This is a genomic window from Novosphingobium sp. ZW T3_23, assembly GCF_044987305.1.
Taxonomy (GTDB): Bacteria; Pseudomonadota; Alphaproteobacteria; order Sphingomonadales; family Sphingomonadaceae; genus Novosphingobium.
This window is the reverse complement of record NZ_JBJDRF010000071.1, coordinates 1-21,813: the sequence shown is the minus strand read 5'-3', so window position 1 is coordinate 21,813 and position 21,813 is coordinate 1. Positions and strand designations below refer to the sequence as shown.

The following is a 21,813-nucleotide window of genomic DNA, read 5'->3' as shown; positions in this document are numbered from 1 at the left end:
AGCTCTTCCAGTTGTACCGCGAAAGTCTGGGTGTCGGCCTCGTCGCCGGGACGCAGGGTGGGCGGTGCGCTGTCGAACGCATCAGGGCCCGGGTAGCACCGCGCGGCAGCTTCCCCGCTCAGGATGCAGGCGACGTGGGTGCCCTGGGCCAGCCGAAGCATCCGCAGCGCGGACGCGCGGCGTCCCGCGTTCGCCGGGCTCGCGGGAGCCGCTTCTCCCGGAAGCGCATCGCTGGAGGGCACGTGCACGACCCTCGCCTGCGGCGACAGAGCCTTGACGGCCTCGGCCAAAGCCTCGGCCTGCTGCTCGTCGTCCGCGAGGAATGCGATGGACTGGTCGGCAAGGGTCTTTGTGATGCGGACCGCGGTGAAGGCCAGGTTCATGCGGCACCCGGACCGCTAACCTGCCAATGGTTCGCTGCCGGAACCGTTGTCCGTTCACCGGGCTCGCCCCGCCAGGTCATGTTGGTCAGAACGTATTCCTCTCCGTTGGAAGCAAACTACCTGCGCGCTGCGGCGGCCATCGTCAGGTCACAACGCACGGAGAGGGCGAAAGGAAAGGCGGCCTGCCAGCTATATTTGATTGATCTATGTTGATGGCCGCACTGCTACGCCGCCGGACATCGTATTGCAGGTTAGACCAGGCCGTGAAGAGCAGGTGCCCTCGCGTGGCAGCGGATCGACGGTAGGTTGGCCGAACTTTGCCCCGATTGCTGCGGGACGGTTCGTTGCCGGCCGGATTTGTAGCCGGATCGGAAAAGCGGATATTCCTCAGGCACTCTGAAACTCTGCTCAATCTTCGCTTGTTAGCAATGGCAACAGGAGGATGTGTTGGCTGATCAAAAGACAGATGACCGACGAGGATTGCAGGCGACGAAGCCGACGGCAATCCCGGCGCCGGGCTGGAAGCAGGTTCTGGTCCGCGCTTGGCGTGAGGCAAGCCAGGACAACCTCGGGCTCATCGCTTCAGGCGTTGCTTTCTGCGCGGTTCTGGCGCTCGTGCCTGCACTGGGCGCCATCGTGATGACCTATGGCCTGGTTGCCACGCCCGAGACAGTAGCTTCCAACGTGGCCTCGCTGACCGCGATGATGCCGGACGACGCAGCCCGCCTCATCGGGGAGCAGCTCTCCAATGTCGTTCATACCTCGGACGGCAAGAAGGGGATCGGCCTGTTTATCGCGCTTGCAATTGCGCTCTACGGGGTGATGAAGGGAGCATCGGCTCTCATTGTCGCTCTCAACATCGCTTACGACGAGGAGGAAGGCCGCGGCTTCTTTCGCCTCAACTTCCTTGCGTTCAGGATCGCGGCTGGCAGCGTCACTGTGGCGATAATCGCCATGGTCGGCATCGCCGGGTTGCCGGCGTTGACCCGAACGTCGAATCCGGCACAAGGGTTCGTCGCTGTTTTGGTCACCATCTTATCGTACACGCTGATCGGTCTGGTCGGCGCGGCGCTTGCTGCCACGATCTACCGCTACGGGCCGGACCGTGCTCACGCCAAATGGCGGTGGCTTACGCCGGGATCGATATTCGCTTCGGTATCATGGATGGTCATGACTTTTGGCTTCGGGCTCTACGTCGCGAATTTCGGCAATTACGACGCCACTTACGGCTCGCTCGGAGCGGCAATGGTATTGCTTACCTGGCTATACCTTTCAGCTTATGTTCTGCTGCTTGGCGCCGAGATTAACTGCGAACTTGAACGACAGACTTCGCGAGACACGACCACTGGCGCCGAGGTGCCGCTTGGGCGACGGGGTGCTTACGCCGCCGATACGGTCGCAAGTGCGCCGTAAGGCATGACACCTTATCGACAGCGTGCGTCAATCCTCCGCCGGTGGAACGAAGCTTACTTGAGCAAGCCGCCAGGAACGGTCCTTTTCCTTCGGCCAATAGTGACGCGGATGCCTGCGCTCGGCGGGAGGGTGCACACCATGAACTTCTGCCCGGATCAAGCGTCCGGTCTCGCGAAGGCGAATGGTGGCGGACGGAAACTCCTCGCGCAGCCGCTCCTCCAGCCTCCTCGCGTCTTCGGAGAGATCGGGGCTCGAAAGCGCGCGAGGGGATCCGTCCACCAATTCGGCGGTCGATGAGCGCAATGCCTTCACGCCGTCGTTGATCACATCGAGCGAGATGATGGCAGCGGCCAGAGAATCCGCTCACCACCATCCCAGACCAAGTCCAATTACACCTGCCAATCCTGCCGCCCCGGTCAGCCAATTGGCCTTGTTCATAAGCGCATCGGTATGGAGCAGCTTGTCGTTAAGCTTTTCTGCCAAGGGCAGTTCCTTGCGACCGATCAGCATAGGAGGAACGAGAGAATAGACCTGTGCGGCGATCATCAGCCATCCCAGCCAGAATTCCTGGCCGAGTAGAACAATAGAGCCGACTGTTGCGTGCTCAGTTGCAATCAGGGCGATCACTGCGTTGTAGAGCAGGAGCAGTCCCACGGAGGTGAGCGCTACCGAGGCAACGAAAAAGCCCAGACCGTTCACCCGCTCGAAACCGAATGGGAATTTACGCGAACGTTTGCCCTTCAATTCCATGTGCGCCGCGATCAGAAACATAACGGGCGGCACGACGCCCAGGGTATCTTCTACCCAGGCGGTCTTCATGGTCTGGCTCTGGCCCAAAACCAGGCCCATCACGACGATGATGGTCGCTGTCCAGAACAGGTTCCAGTATTCCAGCCTGATCGCGGCCCACATGGTATCGCGCAGTTCGTCCGGTAAACTGTTGCTCATTGTGCGCTCGCTTCAATCGACACGCCGCGCGACGCGTTTTCGACGAGCATTATCCAACGATTCTCGCCGTTGCGCATTACGGCCCTCAATTCGATCGGGTTTTTCTTCGAATGTTCGGTCGTGAGCGGTGGACCGAAGGCGACATCCGTTTCCCAGGGGCTATCTTTTGCAAAGGAACCGATGACAAGATCGATCTTCCCGTCAGAGAGGCTTGTCAAAAGAGTCTCCGCAGGGCCTTGGGATATATGCGCACGCGCGTTGGTCCGTTGCTGGATGACGCCGAGCAGGCGCCGCATTTCTGGATGATCCTGAGTGCCGGCAACTATCCCGACTGCGAAAGTGTGGGATTTCTCAATTCGTGCAAGCGTGCCTTCAGAGTCTTGGGGCAACCCTTGGCACGCGGATAGTAGAAAAGATATGGCGAGGATGACCCATCGCATTTTGAGTGCCACGTCCGTTGATCCATTCAGGGGAAACGGACCAACGATTGCGTTGTTTCTTCGCCGCCGCGCGCGTGTCGGAAACGGAACCAATCACGTCGTGCACCTTTGATACCTGACAAGGAGACGAGACATGATTGGTAAGATTTTTGGAGCGATTGTAGGGAATAAGGCTGCCAAGCATGTGAAGGGCGTTAGTGGGACAAGCGGTACCCTGCTGGGCATGGCTGCGCCTGTGGTGGTGCGGCGTCTCGGTCCCCTTGGAGTGATCGCCGCCGCAGCCGGAGCTTATGCCTACAAGAAATACAGCGACCGGCGCGAAGTCGAGAAGGCGAGGGGCGGCCGTTCTTCCGGTTTTGCCGAGCCTACGCGTACACAGGCCTGACACTCACGATCGAAGATGACGCCGGAGCATGGCCGAATGGCTGGCACCGGCGTCACATGCTTTTTAGCGTCAAGCCGGTGGCCGATGGCCCGTCTCGGCCGGCACGGCGAAAGGAACGTGCGACAGGCGGGCCCTCTCTATTTGCGCTGCATCGGGCTCGTGCAGAACGGTGATCCCGCTTTCACTCCAGGCGATCAGGCCGGCCCGCTCGAAGGCGGCCAGCCAGCCGGGCATCGGCCATTGCTCCCACTTTTCGTGGAATATGCCGGCGTTGCGCAGGATGTCGCGGAAATGCTGGAACGGTGGGTCGAAGGTGTCATGGAACTGATGGAACACTCCAGGACCGCCCATGAACAGCAACGGTAGTTGCGCCTCCTTTGCTCGGAAGCCGAAATCGGTATCTTCGGCGCCGTAGCCGGTGAAGGCTTCGTCAAAACCGCCGAGCTTGAAAAATGTATCGCGACGAATGGCGAATACCAGCGACCAGAACAGTCCGGGATTATCTTCCTCGCGCAGTCCGGTAGCGGGAAAGTCGCGAACGGGATGGCCGGAGGAGCGCGAGAAAAGATCGGCTTCCTCCCAATCGCCCCGCGCATCCTCGGGGCCGAGGTAACGGACTGGCGCACAGATGAGCGCATCGCGGCCCACGCATGCCCTGCCGATCGCGGGGATCAGACCGCGCATGGGAATGCAATCGACATCCAGAAACAGCAGGAGTTCTCCGCGGGCAGCACGTGCGGCGGCGTTCCGTGCTGCGGCGAGGGGAAGACCTGAGGTTTCGAGCCGCACGATTCTTGTGGGAAATGGCGTTTCCATTGCCGCTACCGGAGGATCGCTCGCCATGTCGACAATTATCAGCTCCATCGGAGCGACCTCGCTGCGGCGAAGGCCCTCGATCGTTTGAGCGAGATGCCCGGGGCGGTTCCCCACGAGAGTGAGAACGCTGATATTCATGGCTGCCGTCGCCATAGATCGAGGCGATATTTCGCCATGCGTTCGGCCCTTGTCACTTCGAAGCGATCTCCCAGCAATGCCCTCAGCTTGAGCACGGCTTCATCGCCGCTCTGGGGATAGTCGGTTTCCCCGGTCCAGTGGACCAGCAGGAGATCGCCTCCGGAAACGAGATGCGAGAGCAGCCAATCTGCGGCCGCGCCCAGGTCCTGATCGGACCAGTAGTAGGCGACTTCGGAAAGCACCACGAGATCAAATGAATTTGCGGGCGCCAGGCCGGGGAAGGCCATGTTGGCGAAAGAAACATGATCGCTCGCTTCGCAGCGCTTGCGCGCGGCCCGTAGCGCGGTTCCGCTGACGTCTACTGCCAGCAGGCTGCGGCAACTCGGTGCGAGCAGACCGGTGAGAACGCCTTTTGCACATCCGACTTCGAAGCCGCTGTCGTACCGGCGGTTTTCCAGAGCGCGGATGCTGTGGGCGTACTTCGCTTGCTCATAAGCGCTCGTTTCCAGATCCCATGGATCATCGGCGGACTGGAACATTCTCTCGAAATATTCCGGCGGGAGGCTTGCGGACGGGCGCGTCATCGGGATTTCTCAAGATACAGGATGTCGGTGGCCGGCATGCGGTGACGGTCGGCGGGCAGACGGAAGCCCGGCCCTCGGGCGGCCGTAAGTTGACTGCGATGAGCCTGCAATGCCCGCCGCCGTTGCCCCACGGGCATTGGCAGCGTTTCCACGGAGCGATAGCCGCGTCCAAACCGCGTCTGTGCCCAGACATGGTATTCTGCGACCAGCAAACGGCGCCTCGCTACCCTGCGCGCGGCATAGGCGATCCGGGCGGCGGCGCTATGGTCGCAATGAGGCTCGTGCAGGGCGGTCACGGCAATGACATCGACCCGCAGCCGCCGGCACAGGGCCCCCAGCCAGAGCGCAGTTCGCATGAAAGCCAATGTTTCCGGGGTGGCGGGAGCTGCGTCCTTCCAGCCGAGGTGAACAGGCGCCCGATCGCGGCTGCCGGTAAGGCGGAACAAAGCGGTTGCGGCTTCACGGCGGCGCAGCGCGACAAGTCCCGTGGAGACCGGGTGCGAACCCGATCCGTCGGTGAGATAGACGATCCCCGCGAAATGGCCGGTTCGGGCGGTCTGGCGGATGAGCGCGCCAGCGCCCAGTGTCTCGTCGTCGGGATGAGGCGCCAGGACCAGCCATCGCTTGTCGCGCCACGGTCTTTGGGCAAGCGAGAAGTTCACCACAGCGCATCTCCATCGCCCCAGACGTCGCGATCGAGCCAGGCCCGCGCCGCTTCGTCGCGCGCGTGGTCCGGACCCGCCTGGCGCAGGTAAAGAGCGAGGTCGCGGCTGATCTTGTCGATGCGCTCACCATCCATGGCGCTGCGGGTGCCGACGATGCGAGCGCAAAGTTCAAGGACGTCGAATGCCGCGCGCTCGACGACGCCGCGTGCCATACGGACGAATGCGGGAGCGTCCATGTTCCCACTTTCGTCGCCGTTCTCGTCACACCGTGCTGCGCGCCGGGCGCTTTCGCGAACCCAGAGATAGGCCGTGCGGGCGGCGGCAACGCAGTCTGCGAACCTGGCGCGTTGCATCGGGTCTTCGCGCGCCCCGTTCGACATGGCCGATCGGGTTTCCGCCAGCAGAGCTTCGATCCCGCCCAGTTGGACGGCGATGAAGCGCCAGGCACCGGCCGTGAAACGGGGATCGCGATCGTAGTCACCGGGCAGGCCGAGCAGATCGCTCTCTCCGACGCGAAGACCGGTAAGGTCGTAATGGCCGCTGGTGGTGGCGCGCATGCCGCGGACCCGCCACGGCGACAGGTCCGTGCGCGCCTCGTCGTTGGCCGGTACGATGACCAGTCGCCGCTCTCCAGCGGGCGGCTGGGCGGTAATCAGCGCAGAGGCAAGCCCACCGGCACCGCTGGCGAACGACTTGCGGCCCTCGAGAACGCATCCACCCTGTTCATCGATCGAGATCGTCACGCCGGGCGCCGGCTCGGTAGCCCATACGCCGTAAAATGCCCCGTGCTCGAGATCGCGCTTGAGCCGGCTGATCTGCGCGGGGGAACCGTACCATTCGAAGAGGGCGAGGGCATTCACATGACCTTCGTAGAGACGCCCAAGGCTCAGGTCCGCGCGGCCAAGGATGCGAAGGACGTCCATCAACGCGCGGTAGCGGGAAAATGTATCGAGAAAGCTGGTGCCTCCCGCAGCGACGGGGGCAAATTCGCGGTGCAGTCCGGCCGAGGCGAGACAGCGCATGCTTTCGGCGGGAAAGACCGGCGCGGCATCGTATCGTGCGCCAAGATCAGCAAGCCGGGTGGCGATCGCCGCGGCTCTGCCGGCCGGCCCCTGTAATGTGGAGGCACCCCAGTGCGGCTGCGTCATCCCGCATGCTCCAGTTCGGACGGCAGGCTCTCGGCCATTCGTGCGAGCCATTCTCCTGCCCTGATCGCGCCATCCGGGTGGTGGAGCGCGTTTTGGGCGTGCGACGGGAGGTGCTGGACCTCTTCTAGCAGACCAGGCCAGGACGTTGCCTCAGGCCATTCGGGCAGGGTAAGCGCGGCCTTCGTTGCCTCCAGGCCAGCGGCAGTCGCTCGCTGCTCACCGAAAGGTCGATGCTCGGGAATGCAGATGAAAGGGCGGCTCGCTGCCAGGACAGCCGCGACGAGACCGTCGCCTGCCGCTCCGACGACGATCTCGGCTCTAGCGATCTCGCGTTCGGGTTCGCTGCTCCATCCGGCGAGAGACAGGTTGGGCGGCAAGCATTCGGGGGCGACGACAGGGCCGATTGCGCGCCATTGCCACTGCGGGCAAGCGCGGGCGGCTTGCGCTAACCGTTCACCGTCGAAGGGTGCGCCGCCGCGCCCGAATACCACCAGGATGCGGCCCGCTTGGGAAGGCTCCGCGACAGGCTGGTTGGTTATGCCGGGCAGATAGCGGGTCTTTTTACGTACCCATTCAGGTGTCCCCGCATTTTCCAGCGCAGGGTGGAAGGGCGCCAGCAGGGCCGCGGCGCCGCGAAACGCCTCGAGGTGAGCCGGGTCGTCGCGCTCGCCGTTGAGACGCACGACGATCGTCGGCACCGAGGCAAGCCGCGCGAGCATCGCCATTTCCACCGAAACGTCGACGACCATCAGCGACGGTCGCTCCTCGGCGATCCAACCGGTGATACGGGCTACGCGGGCACGGATTCCGGCGTGATCGAGAGGCGCGTAGTGAAGCCCAGCAGGGCGATTGGCCGCATCGTCCCGCCCATCGAAGCGAGAGGGTGCGAGCCGGTCGTCCGGGAGGTCGATGCCCGCCTCACCGAGGCCTGTTCCCAGCAGCACGACACGGCGGGAACAGGCTGACGCGATCGCTTCGGCGCGGGTGCGATGCCCGAAGCCGTGGTGGTGGACATAGTAGCCGATCGGACGAGATTTCACGAAGCGCTCTCCAGCACCATGTCGTGCGGCATTGGGGGAAGGTGAGGCTCCGCCAGGGCCAGCATCGCCTCGCCGCCTGGCCTTGTCCGCAGCTTCCGCCGCCATATCGCTCTTTCGCGCCAATGCGAGAACGCCGGAGCGCGTGCGGGTTCGTCCCGCGATGCGAGGTCGAACAGGTGCTGGATAGACGCTGCCATGCCCGCACTTGCCCGGCCCTCGCGGCGGGGCGAGACGAAAGTGAAGACATCGGCGGGATGGGCAAGCCGCCCGCCATGCGCCAAGGCCGCCGTCACCAGGGCCTGGTCCTCGCCAGATGCCTGCAAGGGAACGCCCCCGCAGCGCGTGTAGAGCTCCGCCTTGATCGCCAGTGACGCGCCGGTATGGTCGCCGTGGCGGGGCGGGCGGTCCCAAGGCAGCGGGTCGATATCATCCTCGATGGCGCGAACTGTCTGCCAGTACCGGTCCCAGCTCCTGCGCAGGCGATCGACGATGGGCGGCAGCGGCTCTTCGGGGTCGATCTCAATACGGCCGCCGACAATGTCGGCGCCGCGATCGACGGCGCGGGCGATTGCGGCGAGCCAATCGGGCGGCGGGCGGGTATCGGCATCGGTGCTGACCAGCAGGCCGCGGCCGGGCCGAGGCAGGCGGGCGAGACCATTTTCCATTGCCAACCTGCGGGCCGATCCGGCGTGGGCCAGGTGAGGTGGGAAATCCACGCGTTCGACATCTATTTCGAGCCGGCCGGCATGATGCTGGCGGGCTTGCTCGATGACCGCCACGCTTTGGTCAGTGGAATTGTTCACCGCGATGGAAACGGACACGGCTGGCTTCCAGCTCTGCGCGGCCAGCGCATCGAGCAGAACCGGCAACCGATCCGCCTCATTGCGCGCGGGCACGCAGACGCAAAGGTCCAGTTGGCCCTCAGGCATGCAGATCGACCGCAGCAGGGACGGCGATCCGTACGGGCGCCGCCGAGGGCGAGGGGACGTTCCGGGGGCGTCCGATCTCGATCCGGCGCCTGTAGAGCGCTTCGTAGCCGCCGACCATTCTGTGCGCGTCGCAGATGTGTTCCGCCCGTCGCCGACAATCGCGGCGATCGAGCATGATGGCGGCAAGTCCGGCGGCGGCGAGCGAGGCGACATCGTCGGGTTCGGCCAGCACACCGCAGCGGTCGTCGAGAATCTCCGGTATCGCACCGCGTGCGAAAGCCGCGACCGGAACGCCGCAGGCCAGTGCTTCGGCGACGACCAGGCCGTATGGCTCGTCCCACATCGGCGTGCAAAGGAAGGCCCGCGCACCGCCTACCAGGCGGGCCAGATCGCTGTGGGGAAGGTGGCCGACATGAACGGCATCGGCACCCAATTGCGGCGCGATCCGCTCGCGGAAATAGTCCTCGTCGAGGATGGGTCCGGCAATCCGCAGCGGCATTCCCATGCGGCGAGCCGCTTCGATGGCGAAGTGCAGGCCCTTCTCCGGCACGATGCGTCCATACCACACGAGGTAATCCGGCGCGTCAGGTGCCGGACGGAAGGCAAAGTTATCAAGGTCGATGCCATTGAGAATGATCTCGTCGACCTTGGCAACATGCCCCCACAATGCCGCTACCGACTTCGACACGCCGACGAATGCATGGTTGCGTGCAGAACACAGGCGTACGCCGCTTTCGAGCCAGCAGAACGGCGGCGTATGAAGCGTCGTGACCATCGGCATCGGCAGCGTATCCGCCAGCATGACCGGGAGATAATGAAGCGAATTGTTGTGAATGACATCGAAGTCGCGATGCCTCAGATCGTTCATCAGGCTGAGATAGGCATGGTGCTCCTTGAAGAATGCGACGTCGGATGCCTCGGCTGTGCCGATGTCGCAAAGCGCTGTCTCCGTGCAGATCGGCTCCAGGCCCAGACGAGCTTCCGACCGGGACGAGGCGAACACCGTCACCGCGTGGCCACGCTCGCGCAAGGCGCGGGCCAGCAGATGGGTGTGCATCTCCAGCCCTCCGGCGAAAGGCTCGGCGATTGGATGACGCAGATGCGCGATGATGCCGATCCTGAGCGTGCGGTCCTGCGGGACACGAGCGATTGTCTCGCCTGCCATGCCATAAGGCGGGATCGCTGCCGTCAGGTCAGTCTGCGGCCCATGCATTCAGCTCGACCTCCAGTTCGCGGGGCTGGAGGATCGAGAAATCGCTCCTCGCAGCCGGTTCTGTTTCGTGATCGCTTGCGGATCAGGATGTAAAATTCGGTCACCAACGGAAAAGCGGCGGCGCAACCTCAGACGGTTATTCAAGACGTGCCGATGATTGCTCCGAGGGAACACGCGGTACAAAGCGAGGTTGCGCGGAAATCAGCCAGATTAACTTGCATCATATCGATTGTTGATCGCGACTGCTCAGCCAGTTCGGGGAGGGGCCGGATCAAGGTCTTGAGACTATTGGCTGGATGGGTTCGATCGGGCGAACGATGGAATTTCGATCGCTGTAGACGGCCGTGTCTCGGCCTCCATCGCTTCCTGCATGATCGCGGTGGCCCACGCAGTTCGACGATCGTCTTCACCTGCAATGCAGTCGCGGGGAACCCAGAGGCGATATTGACGCATGTGGGCATCGGCTGCGGTGAACAACACGCAGATATCGGCTGCCATGCCCGTCAGCACGAGAGCTGTGACGCCGAGTTCAGGCAGCAAGACCTGGAGGTTTGTGGCGTAGAACCCGGAGATACGCGGTTTGATGACGAAATAGTCGTCTGGCGTCGGCTGCAGCGCGAGTGCGATAGCGGCGCCGGGCGCTCCATCGCGGGTGACATGGGCAACGATGGCCGCCTGATCGGCATGCCACTGCCCATAATTGTCGTTCACGTAGATGACGGGGAGACCAAGCCCTGCCGCGGCCTTCTTCAGCGCGAGAATACGCGGTGTTATCTTTTTCGCTGCCGGCAGGAGCGCTTCGCCGCCCTTGAAAGACAGGTCATTCAGCATGTCGATGATGACCAGCGCCGTTCCACTACCTGCATGACTAGTCTCCGGCGTGACGTTCGCTGCGGCAGGTTCGGCGCCGATCGTCACGCTCCAGCCACGCCTGCGTCCATATCCTGACAGGGGTTGAGGCAGGGAGACCGTTATTCGGCCTTCTTTGTCGTCCGTTGCGCCCCGTCATGCTCCTTCAAGCCCGTCTGCTGTTCCTGCTCGAGTTCTTCGGCGTGCCAGAGACTGCGTCCCGCGAAGACCAGGACAATGACGGCGAGCAGGATCGCCACCACCATTATTCCGGCGCGCCCGAGGCGACGCGAACTGGGCTTGTCCCCTTCCGGCATCATTGTCCCGTGTTCCGGGCGCGCTGGTCTTCGGGGTAGTCTTCCGGCTTGACGGTTCCCATCGACGGACGATCCTCGATTTTCTCCGGCTTCTGCGGTCCTTCCGTCTGGCGGTGCGGGTCGATTGCATCGGGACGGGCGTCTCCTAGCGCGCCGCGCCGGGCTCCGGTAGCATCTGTGTCGGACATGATACTCTCCATCAGGTGGTGCTAAGAAAGCGCGCCGCGAGCCGGCTCGTTCCCGAGTTGCGCTTCTCAACCAATTTCGATCCTCACCGGCACGCCCTTAGCAGCGGGAGTCTTCGAAAGACGGTCGTGGTGACCAAGTGGGATCAGCGGGTTCAGTTCGGGGAAGTAGCCGGCAAGGCAACCGCGCGGCAGGTCGAAAGGCGTGACGGCAAGGCCCCGGACGTCACGCCGCCGCTGCGTGTCGCAATCTGTGACGAGGGTGACTGTCGATGCTTCTTCGAGCCCGGCCTCTCGCATGTCTTCGGGATTCATCAGGATGATCATGCGACTCCCTTCGAGGCCCCTCAGCCGATCGGAATGGCCATAGACAGTCGTGTTGAACTGATCGTTTGATCGCAGGGTTATGAGGGTATAGCGGCCGCTCTGCTCGTCGAGACCGTTTGCATTGAGGACGTCGGGTACGGTGAACTCCGCCTTGCCGCTTTCCGTCTTCCAGATTCGGTCGTGGGCGGGATTGCCGCGATAGAATCCTCCCGGCTCATTCATCCGCGCTTCCATGTCGCGGAATTGGTCGGGATAGGTCCGCTCGATCAGGGCGCGGACTTTTGCGTAATCCCCGGTCCACTCGTCCCAGCGCCATGCCGGATGGGATCGCAGGGTTGCCTTGGCTATGCCGCTGACGATGGCCAGTTCGGATTTGAGATGCGGACCGGCGGGCGTGCGCCGGCCGATCGAGCCATAGATATGGCTGAAGCTGTCTTCGATCGTCACGGTCTGGGGGCCGCTATCCTGGAGGTCTTCCTCGGCGCGGACCAGGCAGGGCAGGATCCACGACTGCTTGCCCGGCAGGAGATGGGTGCGGTTGAGCCGGGTCGCGACATGAACCGTCAGTTCGAGGTCGCGCCAGGCCGGATGGACCAGGGACTGGTCCGGCACGGCACGGGCCAGATTGCCGCCGAGCCCGATAAATCCCTTTGCGTCGCCTTTCAGCAGGGCATCGAGGAATTCGACGGTCGTGTGGCCCTTTTCCCTGGGAGGGTCGAAGCCGAATATTTCCTTCAGCTTTTCCATCGGCACCAGTTCCGGCTTTTCCGAAATGCCCACGGTCCGCTGGCCCTGTACGTTCGAATGCCCCCGGATCGGTTGGCATCCGGCCCCCTGGCGGCCGATGTTGCCGCGCAGCAGCAGGAGATTGACCAGCATGCCGATCGCCTGCGAGCCGTGCACCTGCTGGGTAAGGCCCATGCCGTAGATACCGATGACGTTCTTGGCCGCGACGTAGACATCGCCGGCCTGCTCCAGCTCGCCTTGCGAAACACCCGAATGCCGTTCGATATCGCTCCATGAAGTCTGCAGAACTTTCGCGCGGAATTCCTCAAGCCCATGGCAGTGACCGGCAAGGAAAGCGGTGTCGAGGACGTTCCCTTGTTCAGCATCGCGTTCAAGAACCCGCTTGCAAACGCCCATCAGGGCGGCGATGTCACCGCCCGGCCGGACCTGCACATATTGGTGCGCAATTTTCGTGGAAGCGCCGACCGTCATCTGCCAGGGATTTTGAGGATCGACGAACTCGACAAGGCCGCGCTCGCGCAGGGGATTGAAGGCGATGATCTTGCAGCCTCGCTCCACCGCCTCCTTCAGCGGATGGAGAATGCGCGGACTGTTCGTGCCCGGGTTCTGGCCAAGATAGAAGATCGCATCGCAATGCTTGAGATCGTCGAACGTGCAGGTTCCGACCGGCGAGCCAATAACCTTCTTCAGCCCGACCGAGGTCGTCTCGTGGCACATGTTCGAACTGTCAGGCAGGTTGTTGTGCCCATACATCCGCGCGAAAAGGCCGTAGAGATAGGACGGCTCGAGCGCCGCCTTGCCCGACGCGTAAAAGGTGACGGCCTTCGGTTCGAGGTGCTTGAGGCTATCGCCGATCGCCTCGAAGGCCTCGTCCCAACCGGCCCGCACATAGCGGTCGCTCGCGGCGTCGTACCGCAGCGGTTCGGTAAGACGACCGGCCTTTTCCAGGTCGTGATCCTCCCAGTCGAGCAGTTGCGAAACCGAATGCTCCGCGAAGAACTCGGGTGTGCAGCGCTCCGATGTCAGGTCCCATATCGTCGCCTTGGCGCCGTTCTCACAGAATTCCGCGACATGCGGGTTCGGAGGCTTGGCCCAGGCGCAGGATGAGCACATATATCCGCCCGGTTTGTTCTGATCGGTCAAGGTCTGAAGCACGGCAGGCTTCGCCTTGCTGGTCTTCTCGACACGGGCGATGCCATCCAGCGAGCCCCAGCCACCGGTGGCGTTATCATAACGGCGCGGTTTTGCGAGATCATCCATTTACCGCCCCCTGGGCGAGCGGCTCGTGAAGCGGACAGCCGTTCGCCGCGGCCCTGAAGTCGGACGAGTGACGATAAGTGTCCCGCCGCGCGCGGTTGATTCCACCGAGCGGCCGGTGTGCGGCCAGCCCCGTCCACACGGAAAAGCGCATGCCTTCATCCACGGCACGCACTTGCGCTTCGCTCCAGCTATCCTGCGGCGGCAAAAGCAAGGTGGCGACCTGCACGAAGGGTGCTTCGTCCTCTTTCCATTCCACCGAGGCGTCTTCGATCGGCTGGCTCTGCGCATCCCGGCGCAATTGCACTTCGAAGGCCCATTCGCCGTGGATATGCGCCATTTCCCGTCGCACCGTTTCACGGATGGCGTCCTTCCCTAAGGAAGTGTCTACCTTGTTGCCGGTAAGATCGGTAAGTCCGCGTGAGAGGGGGCGCAAACGGAATTTGGCGATATAACTGCCGTAGCGAAACGGGGTCACGCTGAAATAGGTTTCTCCGAGCGGATCGACCTGAGGCGCACCGCCGAGGCCGGCGAGCTTCGTACTTTCCAGGCCTACCGCGCCAAGAGCGCCGTTGATGGCCTGAAAGACCTTGGAGGCTGCGACCTTCGCGCCTTCCGCGCGGTCGGTGGTCTTGGCGAGGATCTTGAGATTACCAGCGAACTTCTTGACATCGGGTGCGGTGAATACCGGACCGTTGATCATCACGAAGTCCTGGGTGCGACCTTCGGCACCGGGCAGGCGCTCGCCCTCGACATTCAGAACCTTCATCGCAAGCCCTCTGGGAAGAGCGACCGCATCGTCGAGGATGTCGCCGGGATTCGTCGAGAGCCGAATATGGACGGGATAGCTCCCCGGCACGGCAAACAGGCCCTGCGCCAGTTCGGGCGGAATGTCCGCGGCGACTTTCAATGTGCCTGAAAGAAGGCCGTGAGACTTGGCGTGAACGGCCCGCACGGCTTTTCCGTAGTCCTGGTGCGTCGTCCGGAGGATTTCATCGAACGCGGCATTGAGCTGTCCGACCAGCGCGGTTTCGTCGTCGCTGATTTCCTCGATTTCTGGGGAGTAGGGGAGTGGCGGTGAAAGGGGCATGCGTTCACTCCTGATAACGCCACGATGTCAGCTACGGGCGCTGCGGAACTTTGGTATGCATGCTTAAGAGCTTTATGCGGGCCCGGGTTCCGCCGTATCGCGATGCTGCACGCATGGGCAGGCGGCCGTGGAACTCAGACCATATGATGAACTCGCAGCCGAGGCTTGCAAACGAAGACGTCAGCGAAACGCTAAGCCGCAGACGTTTTTCCATTCGCCATCATCGCAGCCGACTTCTGGTGGAAAAGCATGTGCCGCCGCCGAATAACCCGCAATGCCGGCCCATCTGAACATCGGCGATCTTTGGTTCCGTGGCTCTATCGTTGGTTCTCGAAGCGATAACAGACTATAAAAACTATTGCTTTTTGTTGCTGCTGGGCACCTTTTGCGCGTTGCGGACTTGTGCTGCGATGGACTTGAGCATCCCGCATGTCGAAGCGTCAGTACCCGCTAGGGTAGATCCGGGTGAAACTTGGGTTGATCGACTGAACTCTTGGCTCGAAACTTGCTGGCGGCGGGGCTGGCTGTCACGGCCGCAGCTCTACCCTGATGCCCTGCTGTCGGCTTCCCGGCGGATTACCGGCCTTGATGAATTTGGGGCGGATAACGGATGGGCCGGTCGACTGGATCTTTTATGTAGAGCGCTTCACGACGAGGCAAGCCTCTCTCCACTGGGCACGACAATAGCCTACGGCCAACTGGTTGCGGCATTGAGCAACCGGCTCCGCGCTGTCGAACTATGGCGGCGACATCCGGAAATCGCAGATGTGCCGATTAGTCGTCCCATTCTGATAATCGGCCAGATGCGCTCGGGCAGCACCCGGACACAGCGCATGTTGGGATGTGATCCGCAGCTGACCTGTACCCGATTTTTCGAGAGCTGGAATCCCCTCCCGCGCTGGAGCCTTGGCGGTCTTGACGACCGCGTGCTGCGAGCCTGGCTTGCTCTACGAATTGCGCGATGGCTTAACCCTCGCTTTGACGTTGTACACCCTACCGGGCCCCGTGAAATCGACGAAGAGATTGGCATCCACAATATCGCCTTGTTCGGAGCGGCGTTCGAAGCGCAGTGGCGAATACCTTCGTTCGCACGTGCGATAGAGAACTCGGACAACCGGCTTGTCTACGCCGAATTCCGCCGCTTCTTACAGACTATCCGTTGGCTGAGAAGGGACACAAAGGACAAGCCCTGGGTGCTCAAGCTGCCTCAGTTCGGACAGGACTTACGAGCCGTGTCGGAGGCCTTCCCAGATGCCCGCGTCATCGTGCTCGACCGTGATCCGGTGAGCGTCGTTTCTTCTTCGGCTTCGCTGGTTTTCAACCAGATGGGGGTGCAAAGCCGGGAGGTCGATCCTGCCTGGATCGGCAGGGAGTGGTTATGGAAAACGCATTTGCGCAGGCGCCGAATTAGCGAGGGTCTGGATAGACATGGCGGCCCTGTCATTCGTGTAAATTATGATGACATGCAGGCCGACTGGCACAGCCAGATAAAACGCATCTACACCGGCTTCGGCCTTGATCTGACACCAGGATCAGAAAGGAAAATGACAAGATTTGCCGGGCGGTCTCAACACGAGCGCTTGCGCGCTCATGAGTACCGTCCGGAGCAATACGGATTGAGTGCCTCGAAAATCGCTCGCGCGTTGGACTGCGCGAATTGGCCACAGGATCTGTTTGGATCTGCGGTTCTGTCTGCCTCGGCTGCCTAAATCAGTCCGGCATGAAAGCGGACGAATTCGAAACCCAGGTTATGCCGCCACCGATCCGGATTTCTACCCTGCAGGGCAGATCAGCGATCTAAGGATATTGCAAACTGCCGCGAGCGCGGTCGAGATTTCTACGCTCCACTGGACGAACAAGGTCTGGACGAAAGACGCCCAATACATCGCGTGATCCAGCGGATAGGCATTTCGAAAAAGTGCGACCAGGCCTGCTTGATCCTCTCCTTGCAACGCTAGGCTGATTGCCGCGTTCTTTTTCGCTGGAGAGGAGAAGGAAGATGGCAGACAATAAAAATGTGCGTGGGCCGCAGGATCGTTCCCGGGTCGCAATGGGCGAAGATTATGAGGTCGATTACTGGACCAGTAAATTCGGCGTTTCGCGCGAGGCCTTGAAGCGCGCGGTTGAAGCTGTCGGCAACAGCGCCGATGCCGTTGAACAGCATCTCAGGAGCGGCTGAACTGCAGCAACGGACTGCCGATCCGGTGAGCGAGGAAGTTGATCACGATGATGCCCTGCGCGAAATGGCGCATCACCGGGGTTTCAAGCTTCTGAAGTCGCGTCGACGTAAGCCAGGCGCTGGAGACTTTGGCCGGTTTGGTCTCAACGACGCTTCGGGAAAGCCCGTCATTGGCGTCGGTCCCGAAGGACTGACCGCGCTGCCTGAGGAAATAGAAGCCTTTCTGCGCACTGGCGCGGTGGACAGCTGGCGGAAGTCGGCGAGTGATGGCCCCAACCTTTCCAAGAAGGCAAAAGCAACGCCGGCAGGCGACGCCTTGGAGGAAGCGGCTATCCGGCCTACTCGCGTTCGGGCAAAGCGGAAAGCTGGCGTGCCCAACGGTAGGCCAAACAAGGACAAGATCGATCCAACACTTAGCGTAAGCCCGAAGGCCCGCGACATCGCAAGCTCGACGGACAATGGCGCATCGAAGAAGCCTAGGCTTTCGGGCCCAAGCAAGCTCGTGCGATCGCCCGAACTCGTTATTCGCGAGCCAAGGAAAGGCGATGCCGGCACGCTTACTGCACTGCTGTGTGCATTGCCGGGCATCGAACGAACGGCTGATGAGATTACCCGTGACCTATTGGCTATGCGAAAGGCGGGGGGCGGTATATTGATCGCCGATAAGGGAGTGCCCATCGGCTGCATTGCCTGGGCGATCGTCGCGACGGTTCATCGCGGCCTTGTCGGGCGTATCACGGCGCTGGTCGTGACGCCGACAGAAAGGCGCAAAGGCGTGGGGCGCAAGCTCGTCGAAGGCGCGTTGACCGCGCTTAGCGTGGCTGGCTGCACGACAGTCGAGGCAATGAGCGATATCGATATTCGCAACGCTCATGATTTCTTCCGTGGCCTCGGCTTTGCGCAGGCCAGCTATCGCTTCATACGATCCACGGCACAAACGGGAACCTAAGGCGCAGTCAGGGGATTGCGCGAAAAACGGGGCAGCTTCCATGGCCAAACAAATGACGATACCTTCCAAGCCAGGCACCGCCCTCGTTTTGCGCCGCGGCGTGGGGAGATATTTCGCATGCCCTGATCGCTGCCTGCGCGCCAAGATACTGCCAGCACCGAAAGACACGACGTCCTTGAAACGCTCTCGGAAGCAGAGACCACCCAAGGCTTCAAGGATTTTCAATGAGCGGAACAGGGTGCCCGTGAGGTGAAGGTCGCCACTTACAATGTGAACGGCGTCAACGGCCGCCTGCCGGTGCTGTTGCGATGGCTCGAGGAAGCTGAGCCTGACGTGGTGGTTTTACAGGAGTTAAAAGCTCCGCGTGACCGGTTTCCGGAAGCGGCAATTCGCGACCTCGGCTATGACGCCATCTGGCATGGACAGAAGTCGTGGAATGGGGTCGCCCTTCTCAGCCGGGTCGGCCAAATCCATGAAACCCGGCGCGGACTGCCCGGCGATCCGGATCCGAGCCAGAGCCGCTATATCGAGGCAGCCGTCAACGGAATCCTGATCGGCGGCCTGTATCTTCCGAATGGCAATCCCCGGCCAGGACCCAAATTCGAATACAAGCTCGCGTGGTTCGAGCGGCTTATCGATCATGCCGCAGGCCTCCTCGAAACCGGACTGCCGGTCATGTTAGCCGGGGACTTCAATGTAATGCCAAGCGATCTTGACGTCTATAAGCCCGAGCGGTGGATCGATGATGCGCTGTTCGCGCCAGAGGTGAGAGACGCTTATTCCCGATTGCTTGGCCAGGGATGGACTGACGCCTTGCGGCAGCGCCATCTAGGTAAGGTGATCTACACGTTCTGGGACTATTTCCGGAACGCCTATGGTCGCAACGCCGGGCTGCGGATCGATCACCTCTTGCTCGCCCCGGCGCTTGCCGAGCGTCTTACCGATGCGCAGGTCGACACCCATGTGCGCGGGTGGGAAAAGACCAGCGACCACGCTCCGGTTTGGATTGAACTGGTCGATAAACCCAAACCCAAACGCGTGAAGAAGGAGAGGGCCTGATGGAGATCGCCAGTTTCGTGCTCACCGAAAATGGTTGGCTGCCCAACAACGATCGGCTGCGGGTGGTGATCTATCACGCAGCGCTCGAGGGTAAGAGCGATGATCTGGCCGGGCGCTTCGAGGCCCTGTTCGCCGCCAACGGCTGGACGCCGGACTGGCGCGATGGCATTTTCGATTATCATCATTATCACTCGACCGCTCATGAGGCGCTCGGAGTATTTGCCGGAACGGCGAGCCTGGAGCTCGGCGGTCCAGGCGCCAGGCAGGTCGAGGTCGCCGCGGGCGATGCCCTTATGCTTCCGGTCGGCACCGGACACCGCTGCATCTCGGCCAGCGATGACTTCCAGGTGGTGGGCGCCTATCCATCAGGGCAGGACTGGGATATCTGCAGGGACGCGCCCGATGATGCAGCCCGCGCACGCATGGCGGCGCTGCCCGATCCGCGCCTTGACCCAGTCACCGGTGCATCTGGCGTCGGGACCGCTGCGTGACAACGGGCTGAAAGCCCGACGCGGTCAACTTTCATTTTCCTCAGCTAGCTTATCTTGGTCTGGAGGAACGTGATTTCTGATCATGCGACGTTCGCGGGGGGAGAGGACGACGCGGCCGTGCGGCATGAGGTTCAAGCACAAATCATCTGACAGGCTTACTTTGCGCGCGTTGGTCGCAAGGTATGGATCGGAAGCCGGGACGGTTTCTCGGGCGATTTTCCTTTGGTAGCAGCCGCGCCTCCTTCTTAAGTGGTTCGCAAATGGAGGGCGGGCGGAACCCCTACGGAATCGTCGGGTTACCCTTGCGTAGGCCCATTCTGGAGATCGGGACTGATAACGCGTGATGGACAACTCGGCGGGGCAGAGCAATGGAAGCGCAGATTCTCAGCGGATAGCAGCGGAGGTGCTAGGCCTCGATCAGGGAACTGATCCTTTCGTTGCAGCGGTACGGGCAACCCGCATGCCCATGATTATTACCAATCCGCGATTGCCCGACAATCCGGTCGTATTTGCCAATGACGCTTTTTGTCGGCTTTCGGGTTATCCACGTAGCGAGATATTGGGCCGAAACTGTCGCTTTCTCCAGGGCCCGGAAACCGACCCGGAAGCGATCAGGAAGATCCGTGCCGCCGTAGCCGAGATGCTCTCTCTCGAGATCGATATTCGAAACCATCGGAAAGGCGGCGAGCCGTTCTGGAATCGCTTGCTGATGGCGCCGGTATTCGATGACGAGGGGGTGCTTTCCTATTTTTTCGCTAGCCAGGTGGATGTCACGCTCGAACGCGAACGGCTCGAAGGTCTGGAAAGCTCAAACGCTGCATTGATGGCGGAAATTACAAACCGCCTGCGCCAACAGCAGGAGCAGGAACGTGAGCTTGATTTTGCTTTGCGGGCCGGGCGCTTTGGAACCTGGAGTATCAACTTCCAGTCAGGCGAGTTGACCTGCTCTGAGGCTTGCAAGACGCTGTTCGGCGTCCTGCCGGAGAAAGCCTTCACTTTTGATGACCGCGTCGCCGCTATCCATCCAGGCGACCGGGCTGCCTATGTCCGTGCAATCGAGGAATGCCGGCGGAATGGTTCAAATTGCGAGCAATCCTACCGGATCATCACACCGTAAGGTGAGACCAGGTGGCTGGCCTCCTATGGCCAGCCATTTCTTTCGACGGACGGCAAGCCGCTGCGGCTAGCAGGCGTATCCTCGGACGTGACCGAGCAGCATCGCGCCGACGCCATGCGCATGGCGCTCGTCAAACTGAGCGATGTGTTCAGAGATGTTGAGGATCCTGCCGATATCTCATTTGCGGCGGCAAAAATTCTCGGTGAGACGCTTGACGTTAGTCGAGCCGGTTACGGCATCATCGATCCGGATCTCGAAACCATCACCATCGAACGCGATTGGAATGCTCCCGGGATAGCGTCGCTGGCAGGAGTTCTCCAGTTTAGAGACTATGGATCGTATATTGAGGATTTGAAACGTGGGAAGGACGTTATCATTGCAGATGCGCGGCTGGACGCGCGGACACGGGCAGGCGCAGACGCTCTAAAGGCTATCAGCGCCGAGGCGGTCATCAACATGCCGCTGACCGAACATGGCGGCCTCGTCGCATTGCTTTACCTCAATCACGCCACTGCGCGCGACTGGCCTGACGATGAACTGACCTTCATCCGCGAGGTAGCCGAACGAACCCGCGCTGCCACCGAGCGCCGCCGCGCCGAAATCGAACTTGCCGCGCTTGCCGCATCCCTTGAAGCGCAAGTCGAGCAGCGTACAGTCGAGCTGTTGGCGGCGGAAGAGGCTCTGCGCCAATCGCAAAAAATGGAGGCGGTTGGCCAACTAACCGGCGGCCTGGCACACGACTTCAACAATCTGCTCACGGGAATCGCGGGCAGTCTTGAGATGCTGCAAATGCGCCTGGCGCAAGGTAGGGCCAGCGATGTCGACCGATACGTCAATGCGGCGCAAGGGGCGGCGCGGCGAGCAGCGTCCCTTACGCACCGACTTCTCGCCTTCTCGCGGCGGCAGACGCTGGCGCCGAAGGCGACGAACGTAAAAGACCTCATCAATGGCATGGTCGAGTTGATAGCAAGGACCGTGGGTCCGGGCATAAAGGTGGAGACGGTCAATACCGTAGGCTGCGGATTCCGTATGTGGACGGCCCCCTACCTGCAAGAACATTTCGGCAGTATTGATCTGATCGCTTGCATTCGTATGTCCGGCCTGTTGATGCGCTCGCACATGAACGCTGGCCAAGATGGTTTCC

At 61.7% G+C, this 21,813-nt stretch carries 22 protein-coding genes and 2 pseudogenes; 8 read left to right on the top strand and 16 right to left on the bottom strand.

Annotated features, from left to right (window positions below; all coding sequences use genetic code 11):
• Positions 1-383: pseudogene (locus ACI3K3_RS22945) on the bottom strand (DEAD/DEAH box helicase); the annotation flags it as partial.
• 444 nt (positions 384-827) lie between these two features.
• On the opposite strand from ACI3K3_RS22945, the gene ACI3K3_RS22940 reads away from it, so the two are divergent.
• Entirely contained in the window at positions 828-1,796 is a 969-nt protein-coding gene (locus ACI3K3_RS22940) for a YihY/virulence factor BrkB family protein (protein ID WP_404917978.1), read from the top strand.
• A 27-nt stretch (positions 1,797-1,823) separates the two neighbouring features.
• Here ACI3K3_RS22940 and ACI3K3_RS22935 read toward each other — a convergent pair whose 3' ends face one another.
• Genes ACI3K3_RS22935 through ACI3K3_RS22925 form a run of 3 tightly spaced genes read right to left on the bottom strand, consistent with a single transcriptional unit; the run spans position 1,824 to position 3,040 of the window.
• Positions 1,824-2,123: a hypothetical protein gene (locus ACI3K3_RS22935; RefSeq protein WP_404917976.1), complete on the bottom strand. Its 300-nt coding sequence runs from the start codon at positions 2,121-2,123 to the stop codon at positions 1,824-1,826.
• 36 nt (positions 2,124-2,159) lie between these two features.
• Entirely contained in the window at positions 2,160-2,744 is a 585-nt protein-coding gene (locus ACI3K3_RS22930; RefSeq protein WP_404917974.1) for a cation transporter, read from the bottom strand.
• The gene (locus tag ACI3K3_RS22925; RefSeq protein WP_404917972.1) at positions 2,741-3,040 is read right to left on the bottom strand and encodes a hypothetical protein; all 300 of its coding nucleotides are present in this window, start codon (positions 3,038-3,040) and stop codon (positions 2,741-2,743) included. Before ACI3K3_RS22925 ends, ACI3K3_RS22930 begins: the two co-directional genes overlap by 4 nt.
• A gap of 277 nt (positions 3,041-3,317) precedes the next feature.
• Here ACI3K3_RS22925 and ACI3K3_RS22920 point away from each other — a divergent pair, with 277 nt between their 5' ends.
• Positions 3,318-3,569, top strand: coding sequence for a hypothetical protein (locus ACI3K3_RS22920; RefSeq protein ID WP_404917970.1), 252 nt, complete (start codon positions 3,318-3,320; stop codon positions 3,567-3,569).
• 69 nt (positions 3,570-3,638) lie between these two features.
• Here the strand turns inward: ACI3K3_RS22920 and ACI3K3_RS22915 are convergent, their stop codons facing one another.
• The 12 genes from ACI3K3_RS22915 to ACI3K3_RS22860 all read right to left on the bottom strand — a co-directional run bounded on the left by ACI3K3_RS22915 (position 3,639) and on the right by ACI3K3_RS22860 (position 14,874).
• Positions 3,639-4,523 carry a glycosyltransferase family 2 protein gene (locus ACI3K3_RS22915; protein ID WP_404917968.1) on the bottom strand — a complete coding sequence of 295 codons (885 nt, stop codon included), beginning with the start codon at positions 4,521-4,523 and terminating at the stop codon, positions 3,639-3,641.
• Positions 4,520-5,107, bottom strand: coding sequence for an SAM-dependent methyltransferase (locus tag ACI3K3_RS22910; protein WP_404917966.1), 588 nt, complete (start codon positions 5,105-5,107; stop codon positions 4,520-4,522). The genes ACI3K3_RS22915 and ACI3K3_RS22910 overlap by 4 nt, the downstream gene beginning before the upstream one ends.
• Positions 5,104-5,769 (bottom strand): PIG-L deacetylase family protein, encoded by a 666-nt coding sequence (locus ACI3K3_RS22905; RefSeq protein WP_404917964.1) that lies wholly within the window; start codon positions 5,767-5,769, stop codon positions 5,104-5,106. The genes ACI3K3_RS22910 and ACI3K3_RS22905 overlap by 4 nt, the downstream gene beginning before the upstream one ends.
• Complete coding sequence (locus ACI3K3_RS22900) at positions 5,766-6,920, bottom strand: acyl-CoA dehydrogenase family protein (protein ID WP_404917962.1); 1,155 nt, start codon at positions 6,918-6,920, stop codon at positions 5,766-5,768. The genes ACI3K3_RS22905 and ACI3K3_RS22900 overlap by 4 nt, the downstream gene beginning before the upstream one ends.
• Entirely contained in the window at positions 6,917-7,960 is a 1,044-nt protein-coding gene (locus ACI3K3_RS22895) for a glycosyltransferase (protein WP_404917960.1), read from the bottom strand. The genes ACI3K3_RS22900 and ACI3K3_RS22895 overlap by 4 nt, the downstream gene beginning before the upstream one ends.
• On the bottom strand, positions 7,957-8,889 hold the full coding sequence (locus ACI3K3_RS22890) for a glycosyltransferase family A protein (protein ID WP_404917958.1): 933 nt from the start codon (positions 8,887-8,889) through the stop codon (positions 7,957-7,959). Before ACI3K3_RS22890 ends, ACI3K3_RS22895 begins: the two co-directional genes overlap by 4 nt.
• Entirely contained in the window at positions 8,882-10,054 is a 1,173-nt protein-coding gene (locus ACI3K3_RS22885; RefSeq protein ID WP_404917980.1) for a glycosyltransferase family 4 protein, read from the bottom strand. The genes ACI3K3_RS22890 and ACI3K3_RS22885 overlap by 8 nt, the downstream gene beginning before the upstream one ends.
• A 333-nt stretch (positions 10,055-10,387) precedes the next feature.
• Positions 10,388-11,020: a cysteine hydrolase family protein gene (locus ACI3K3_RS22880; protein ID WP_404917956.1), complete on the bottom strand. Its 633-nt coding sequence runs from the start codon at positions 11,018-11,020 to the stop codon at positions 10,388-10,390.
• Between the two features lie 53 nt (positions 11,021-11,073).
• Positions 11,074-11,217, bottom strand: coding sequence for a hypothetical protein (locus ACI3K3_RS22875; protein ID WP_404917954.1), 144 nt, complete (start codon positions 11,215-11,217; stop codon positions 11,074-11,076).
• A 50-nt stretch (positions 11,218-11,267) separates the two neighbouring features.
• Complete coding sequence (locus ACI3K3_RS22870) at positions 11,268-11,456, bottom strand: hypothetical protein (RefSeq protein WP_404917952.1); 189 nt, start codon at positions 11,454-11,456, stop codon at positions 11,268-11,270.
• Between the two features lie 66 nt (positions 11,457-11,522).
• Entirely contained in the window at positions 11,523-13,787 is a 2,265-nt protein-coding gene (locus tag ACI3K3_RS22865) for an FdhF/YdeP family oxidoreductase (RefSeq protein WP_404917950.1), read from the bottom strand.
• On the bottom strand, positions 13,780-14,874 hold the full coding sequence (locus ACI3K3_RS22860; RefSeq protein ID WP_404917948.1) for a catalase family protein: 1,095 nt from the start codon (positions 14,872-14,874) through the stop codon (positions 13,780-13,782). The genes ACI3K3_RS22865 and ACI3K3_RS22860 overlap by 8 nt, the downstream gene beginning before the upstream one ends.
• Before the next feature lie 323 nt (positions 14,875-15,197).
• Here ACI3K3_RS22860 and ACI3K3_RS22855 point away from each other — a divergent pair, with 323 nt between their 5' ends.
• From ACI3K3_RS22855 to ACI3K3_RS22830, 6 genes and pseudogenes are all read left to right on the top strand, one after another.
• Entirely contained in the window at positions 15,198-16,583 is a 1,386-nt protein-coding gene (locus ACI3K3_RS22855; protein WP_404917946.1) for a sulfotransferase family protein, read from the top strand.
• 290 nt (positions 16,584-16,873) lie between these two features.
• Positions 16,874-17,053, top strand: a complete 180-nt coding sequence (locus tag ACI3K3_RS22850; protein WP_404917944.1) for a DUF3606 domain-containing protein — start codon at positions 16,874-16,876, stop codon at positions 17,051-17,053.
• The gene (locus tag ACI3K3_RS22845) at positions 17,028-18,002 is read left to right on the top strand and encodes a GNAT family N-acetyltransferase (protein ID WP_404917942.1); all 975 of its coding nucleotides are present in this window, start codon (positions 17,028-17,030) and stop codon (positions 18,000-18,002) included. The genes ACI3K3_RS22850 and ACI3K3_RS22845 overlap by 26 nt, the downstream gene beginning before the upstream one ends.
• Positions 18,003-18,251: 249 nt before the next feature.
• Positions 18,252-19,061, top strand: a complete 810-nt coding sequence (gene xth, locus ACI3K3_RS22840) for an exodeoxyribonuclease III (RefSeq protein WP_404917940.1) — start codon at positions 18,252-18,254, stop codon at positions 19,059-19,061.
• Positions 19,061-19,552 carry a cupin gene (locus ACI3K3_RS22835; RefSeq protein ID WP_404917938.1) on the top strand — a complete coding sequence of 164 codons (492 nt, stop codon included), beginning with the start codon at positions 19,061-19,063 and terminating at the stop codon, positions 19,550-19,552. The genes xth and ACI3K3_RS22835 overlap by 1 nt, the downstream gene beginning before the upstream one ends.
• A gap of 343 nt (positions 19,553-19,895) precedes the next feature.
• Positions 19,896-21,813: pseudogene (locus tag ACI3K3_RS22830) on the top strand (PAS domain-containing protein); the annotation flags it as partial.